Origin of the sequence: Bellilinea sp., assembly GCF_034432615.1 — a bacterium.
Lineage (GTDB): Bacteria > Chloroflexota > Anaerolineae > Anaerolineales > Anaerolineaceae > Bellilinea.
Window position 1 is genome coordinate 1 of sequence record NZ_DAOUBL010000208.1, and the last position, 5,851, is coordinate 5,851.

The 5,851-nt window shown below is 51.4% G+C and carries 5 protein-coding genes; all 5 read right to left on the bottom strand.

Annotation, left to right across the window (positions count from 1 at the left end; all coding sequences use genetic code 11):
* Window positions 1-233: 233 nt before the first annotated feature.
* Window positions 234-1,406, bottom strand: coding sequence for a glycosyltransferase 87 family protein (locus VAE48_RS09345; RefSeq protein ID WP_322793059.1), 1,173 nt, complete (start codon window positions 1,404-1,406; stop codon window positions 234-236).
* 6 nt (window positions 1,407-1,412) lie between these two features.
* Window positions 1,413-2,048, bottom strand: coding sequence for an MBL fold metallo-hydrolase (locus VAE48_RS09350; protein ID WP_322793060.1), 636 nt, complete (start codon window positions 2,046-2,048; stop codon window positions 1,413-1,415).
* An 18-nt stretch (window positions 2,049-2,066) separates the two neighbouring features.
* The gene (locus VAE48_RS09355) at window positions 2,067-2,831 is read right to left on the bottom strand and encodes an alpha/beta hydrolase (protein ID WP_322793061.1); all 765 of its coding nucleotides are present in this window, start codon (window positions 2,829-2,831) and stop codon (window positions 2,067-2,069) included.
* Window positions 2,832-2,837: 6 nt separating this feature from the next.
* Window positions 2,838-3,941: an aminopeptidase P family protein gene (locus VAE48_RS09360; protein ID WP_322793062.1), complete on the bottom strand. Its 1,104-nt coding sequence runs from the start codon at window positions 3,939-3,941 to the stop codon at window positions 2,838-2,840.
* A gap of 80 nt (window positions 3,942-4,021) precedes the next feature.
* The gene (locus tag VAE48_RS09365) at window positions 4,022-5,551 is read right to left on the bottom strand and encodes a class I adenylate-forming enzyme family protein (protein WP_322793063.1); all 1,530 of its coding nucleotides are present in this window, start codon (window positions 5,549-5,551) and stop codon (window positions 4,022-4,024) included.
* Window positions 5,552-5,851 lie beyond the last annotated feature (300 nt).

A 5,851-nucleotide genomic window follows, 5' to 3' on the forward strand; every position in this document is an offset into this window, starting at 1 on the left:
TTTATTTCCACCCTTCCCACAACTGTCCACTTTTCAACTTTATAAGTGTCCACTTTTCAACTTTTCCTAACACAAGTTAATTGCTTATCATATCGTATAAATTTTACGAAATACAATAGATAGCTTCATTGAGAATTTTTCCTATAGCTAACCTATCTGTTAATTTGTCAAAGAGTTCCTCCTCTTTGGCTTTGAACTCCTTGAGGATATCATCTCATGACTAATCTTGTTTCTCACTTGTAGTTGGAGAATATGATTTCTTTTGCCCAAACGATTTGAATTATAACGATCAGGAAAACTCTCAGTATTATCACTATCCAAATGTGATCTGCCAAACCTCTTCCGAGCAAAAATGGAAATTCCAGGATGTTAATCAGGACGAAACCTAAAATCCAAGACAATGCATAAGGTAAGGACAAAGTAAGTAAAACCAAAGGTATAACATATAAAACCCATTGCGAACTCCAACCGGGTGACCAAAGCAAAAATAATGACCACGTTATTCCAATTGCGGCGACTAAGGAAAGATCGTCAAAACGATTGCGTTTCAACAACAAACCTACTCCAATACCCCCAAAAACAAATAACGTAAGAGATGGTGGAATCACCGCCGGATTTCCCGTGATTTGAAGATATTGGCTTGGGTCAAGTCGTTGCTCGGTTGTGAGGTATGCACCTGTGGTCAGGTTACGGTCAATCAATGCCCAAACGGTTTGCCATGACGCTCGCCCGGTCTGGGTTAGCAGCGATGCTCGTGTCATCTGGGGGGAAACTACAAACAGGATTCCAAAGACAATAGACACAATTGTGATTGCAATTCCGCTGATGAACAATAAATTCTTAAGGGGGCGATAACGGAAGAGTGCTGGTAAAAGAAAGACCGGGAACCATTTTGCCAGCATTCCCAGCCCAATCCACAAGCCAGCTAATTTGTCTTTTTTTTCGAGTAAAGACCAAATACCTGCCATCATTAATGCTAAGGTTATGACATCAGCATACCACCATGTATAGGGGAGAACGACCATAATCCCAAAAAGGATAAGACTGCGTATTTGGCCGGCCGAATCACCATACAACCGCGAGGTAATTTTTTGAAACAGGTAAAGGATAACGGAACCAGCAAAAGCTAACACTAGTGCCACGAGGAAGTCGTACAAAAAACTTTGTTCCCCTGCCATACGAAAAAGGATTTCACTCAGGAATGGGAATAAAGGTGGATACTCAACCCAGTAATCGAGATAAGGCCAACCGGGCAGCGCAGTCCACTCGCGATAGGCGTTTAAATCGCCGATACCGTAATAACCATATGGGATCAGGGTAAGAAACAGAATGATTCGACCGAACAGATATAAAAATGGGAGCAGCCAAGGCTCATTTTCTTTGATCCAGCCTTGTTCTGATGACATAGTCCCCTAATTCAAATACGGGTTATTGTCGGCTTCATCCTGAACTGTCGTTTCTTCACCATGACCGGGCAGCAGACGGGTTTCCGGCGGGAGTGTGAGCACCTGCTGGTAAATGGACTTCAGTAATTGGGTGCTGCTGCCGCCGGGCAAATCGGTGCGGCCGACCCCATTTTGGAAAATCAAATCGCCAACAATGGCGGCATTGGCCTGCGGGGCGTAAAAAATCACATGTCCGCGGCTGTGACCGGGGGTGTGGCGTACTTCTACCTCTTCCTCTCCCACCCGTAAAATTTGGCCGTGCTCAAAAAACAGGCTCGGCTGCGGCATTTCCGGCATTTGAATGCCAAACATGCCCGCCCCACCGCCGGTCAGGTAAAGTTCCAGATCATCGCGGTGAATGCCAATCGGCAGCGGCGGTGAACTGAGCTGAGAAAACAGTTTTGCACCGACTATGTGATCGAAGTGGGCGTGGGTGAGCCAGACCTGGGTCAGGTGTAACTTGCGTTCCAGAATCACTTGAAGAACCTGCTGGCTGTCAAAGGTGGGGTCAATGATGACGGCTTCGTTGGTGGTTGTGTCCACCAGCAAATAGGTGTTGTTGTCCAACGGTCCTAGGGAGAAAGTAAGGATTTCCAGTGTCAAAGATTTGCTCCTGAAATTTTATCGTGACTCAGAATAGTGCTGAATGAACTGCAAGGCGCGTTCAAAAACCAGGTGACGATCCGGCTCGCGTACCACCACATGCCCACTGTTTTCAACCCACAGGATTTCTTTGGCAGAGCTGCCGAGTGCAGTGAAGATTTTTTCGGCATTGGAGGGCAGCACGCCGCGGTCGGCGCGGGAGTGGATGATCAAAACCGGCCGCTTGACCTGAGGCAGTAACTGGCGGAGTTCTGCCAGCAAATCGCGCAATTCGGCAATCGAAGCGGTTGGATAGTAGGGATATTCAAGGTGATCAACGGCAGCCTGCGGGTTGCGCCAGTCAGGGCTGCCTTTGGGTACGCGCGGTTGAACATAGCGGAATAAGCGAATGAAGTTCAACCGCCAATCGGGTGGCAACTCATAAGGCGCAGAAATTGAGATGACTCCCTCAACCGGCAAATAAGATGCTGCGTACAGACTGAGCGCACCCCCCAGCGAGAGACCACTGATAAAGATTTTTGTACAGGAATGGCGCAACAGATGAAAACCGTCCTCCAAACTGGCCAGCCAGTCCTGCCAGCGAGTGCGTTCCAGGCTGGCGGGGGTGGTGGCGTGCCCGCTCAGGCGGATACCCAGCACCGTGATACCCTGCTCAACCAGGAATTCCCCCATCCAGCGCATTTCCTTGGGGGTTCCGGTCAGTCCATGCACCAGCAAACAGCCGGTTTCACCGGCGGGGAAAAAGAATGGTTCAGCACCTGACATGAGTTGAGGATCGTTCATGGTTGATTACAAAATCAGCAATTCTCGTGGTAAGGTGGTGAGGGACTCACAACCATCAGGGGTTACAACCATGTCATCTTCAATCCGCACTCCGCCTTTGCCCGGCAGATAAATGCCCGGCTCAACCGTATAGACCATGCCATTTTCGAGCGAAAGCGGATTTTCGGCATACAGATAAGGCGGCTCGTGACTTTCCATACCCAGTCCATGCCCGGTGCGGTGAATGAAATATGTGCCGTAGCCAGCCTGCTCAATCACCTGACGGGCAGCCCGGTCAATTGCGCCGGCCGGTAAGCCCGGTTTACCGGCCAGGCGTCCCTGCTGATTGGCCTGCAGCACCACCTTGTAGATTTGGCGCAGTTCTTCGTCTGGCTCACCCAGCGCCAGGGTACGGGTGATGTCGGAAAAGTAATCCTCGTATGCAGCGCCCCAATCAAACAGCACCAGTTCGCCGGGTTTCAGGGGGGTATCACCCGGTACGGCATGTGGATTGGCACTGTTGGCAGCAAATGCCACAATGGGAGAAAAGGGCAGCTCGGGTGCGGAACCGCAGCGAAGTAATGCAACGGTCAGTTCGGCGGCCAGTTCCCGCTCGGTGATGCCCGCTTTAATCAGCGGAAGGGTTTGTTCAAAAGCCTGCTCGGCAATCAGCACGGCGCGGCGCATGGCAGCCAGCTCCTGCTCATCCTTACGCAGGCGCAAGACACTCAAGGCCGGCTCAGCCGAGACCAGCCGCACATCCCGCGCCGAACTGTTAATGAACTGCCATTCCAGGAAGCGAAAGCGGGTCGGTTCTACCCCAATCACTTTCCCCTGTAACCGACAGATTTGGGCAGCTTCCTGAAAGGATTTTTCCCAATCGGCGGGGTTATCCCCAAAGGGAATCAAGGTGAGGGGAATTTTAGATTGGCGCGCTTTTTCTGCTTCCAGTTCCGGCAAAATCAAAAGGGGCGGGTGGGGAGGAGCAATGATCAGGGTGGTGGGACGTTCGCTCAAATGAAAGTGCAGGCCGGTTAAATAAACCAGAGATGGGCTGGGGTTGAGCGCTACAGCGTCCAGACTGGCAGCATTCATCAGTGCAATCAGACGGGTCAGGCGGTCAGTAGTCACAGTGTACCTCCTGAGCAAATTATAATCCAACCCCTGCTGAAAGCCCCTCCAGCAAGGGTGGTCAAATTACTCACCCATTCTCAAGAGGATTGGTCTTCTCGCGCCTGCAAATCGGCCCGCCCAATTTTGCCGGTGGGGGTCATCGGCATTTGGGCGATGATTTCAATCGAACGAAGGGTATTTTCATCTCCCAAAATGGCAGAGCAGTGCTCCATCAATTCCTGCGGGGTTGTAACCGCCTCAGGGTACAGTTCAACCACAGCTTTGGGTACCTGCCCGGCTGCCGCATCTTTTTTGGCAATGACACAGGCGTAACGCACGGCTGGGTGGCGCAGCAGGGCTTCTTCCAGCGGGCGGGGGAAGATGACCCTGCCGTGCATGATGATGCGTTCGCTCCAGCGTCCCACCAGGCGGATATAACCGTCCTCATCCATCACGCCCATATCGCCGGTGTGCAGCCAGCCGTTACGCAAGGCTTCGGCGGTCTTTTCCGGCAGGTTGTGGTATCCAATCATTACCCCGCCGCGGATGAGAATCTCTCCCGGTGTTCCAATCGGTACCTCGTTATCCTGTTCATCGGCTATTCGCACTTCGCGATCGGGCAGTTCCGGGCCAATGGCCTTGAATTTTTCGCCCTGTTCGGGGCGCGGGTAACCCAGGGCGACAAAACCACCCAGCTCGGATTGTCCATAGGATTCGACCAGTGGAGCCCCCAGTTCCTCCTGATAGGCCATTTTCAATTCGGGGGGTACCGGCGCGCCGCCCGAAACCACAAAGCGCAGCGCAGCCGGCTTGCGACCCATCTTACGACAGTGCAGCAGCAAGTCGTTCAGCAGCAATGGGTTCGCGACCATAAAAGTAACGCCGCGCTGTTCCATTTCGTTCCACGCAGTTTCGGGATCCCAACGGGTACGCACACCAATAAATACGCCACGGTGAATCCCGGGTAGTAAATTGGCCACCAGATGATAGGAACTGGCCAGCGAGGTCGGTCCAAAGGAAACATCCTCTCTGGTCAATTGCAACCGCTCGGCGATGCAGTGGGTTGCGCGTGCAGTGTATCCGTGAGCGAGAATGGCGCCCTTGGGTTTGCCGGAAGAACCGGAGGTATAGGAAAGATGCGCCGCATCTTCACCATCTACTTTGACTGCCGGCGGTTTCAGGTCGGCGGCAACCATCGCATTCCAGTCCAGTGAACCGGGACGTTCCCCATCCAGGCAGATGTAATGACGGATGGAGGGCATCTGCGGGCGGTTGCGTTCAACCACTTCATGCAGGTCGCCGGTGTAGATCAAAACGGTTGGTGTCGAATCCTGAACGAACCATGCCAGATTTTGGGCTTGCAGAACGTTGATATGGTCCGACACAGCGCCTAATTTCCAGGCGCCAAACATGGCCATGACATAATCCAGTCCATTATGGGCAAAAATTCCGACGCGGTCACCCTTCTTCACCCCAAGGTTTGCCAGTCCACCGGCAACCGCATCGCTGAGCTGCTCACCTTGCGCATAGGTGATTGAACGATTGCGGTCGCTCCAGTACAGGAAGGGATGTTCCGGCAGGCGCCATGCCGTACGGCGGAGCATGTCGTTGAATGTTAAAAAACTCATTTTAACCTCCGTAATTGAAATGGAATAAATCGCGGTTGAGCCGCCCAACCGTTTGATAATAAAGATTTCTTTATGGCTTAATTAGAAATATGCGGGGGAAGATATGGATAGTGTAACGAATTTGAGGTGTGGATTACAAGTATTAAAATTTATTTAATCATTCAATTGAGGAATTTCTTTTCAACGGTGTAAGGTATGGTTTCACCCGGTAAGAAAAAATTTTTGTGTTAGCGAAAGTTGAAAAGTGGACACTTATAAAGTTGAAAAGTGGACAGTTGTGGGAAGGGTGGAAATAAAGTT

Excerpts from the sequence above, each read along its gene's own strand:
- VAE48_RS09345 (WP_322793059.1), bottom strand. The coding sequence starts at position 1,406 with ATGTCATCAGAACAAGGCTGGATCAAAGAAAATGAGCCTTGGCTGCTC.
- VAE48_RS09355 (WP_322793061.1), bottom strand. The coding sequence starts at position 2,831 with ATGAACGATCCTCAACTCATGTCAGGTGCTGAACCATTCTTTTTCCCC.
- VAE48_RS09365 (WP_322793063.1), bottom strand. The coding sequence starts at position 5,551 with ATGAGTTTTTTAACATTCAACGACATGCTCCGCCGTACGGCATGGCGC.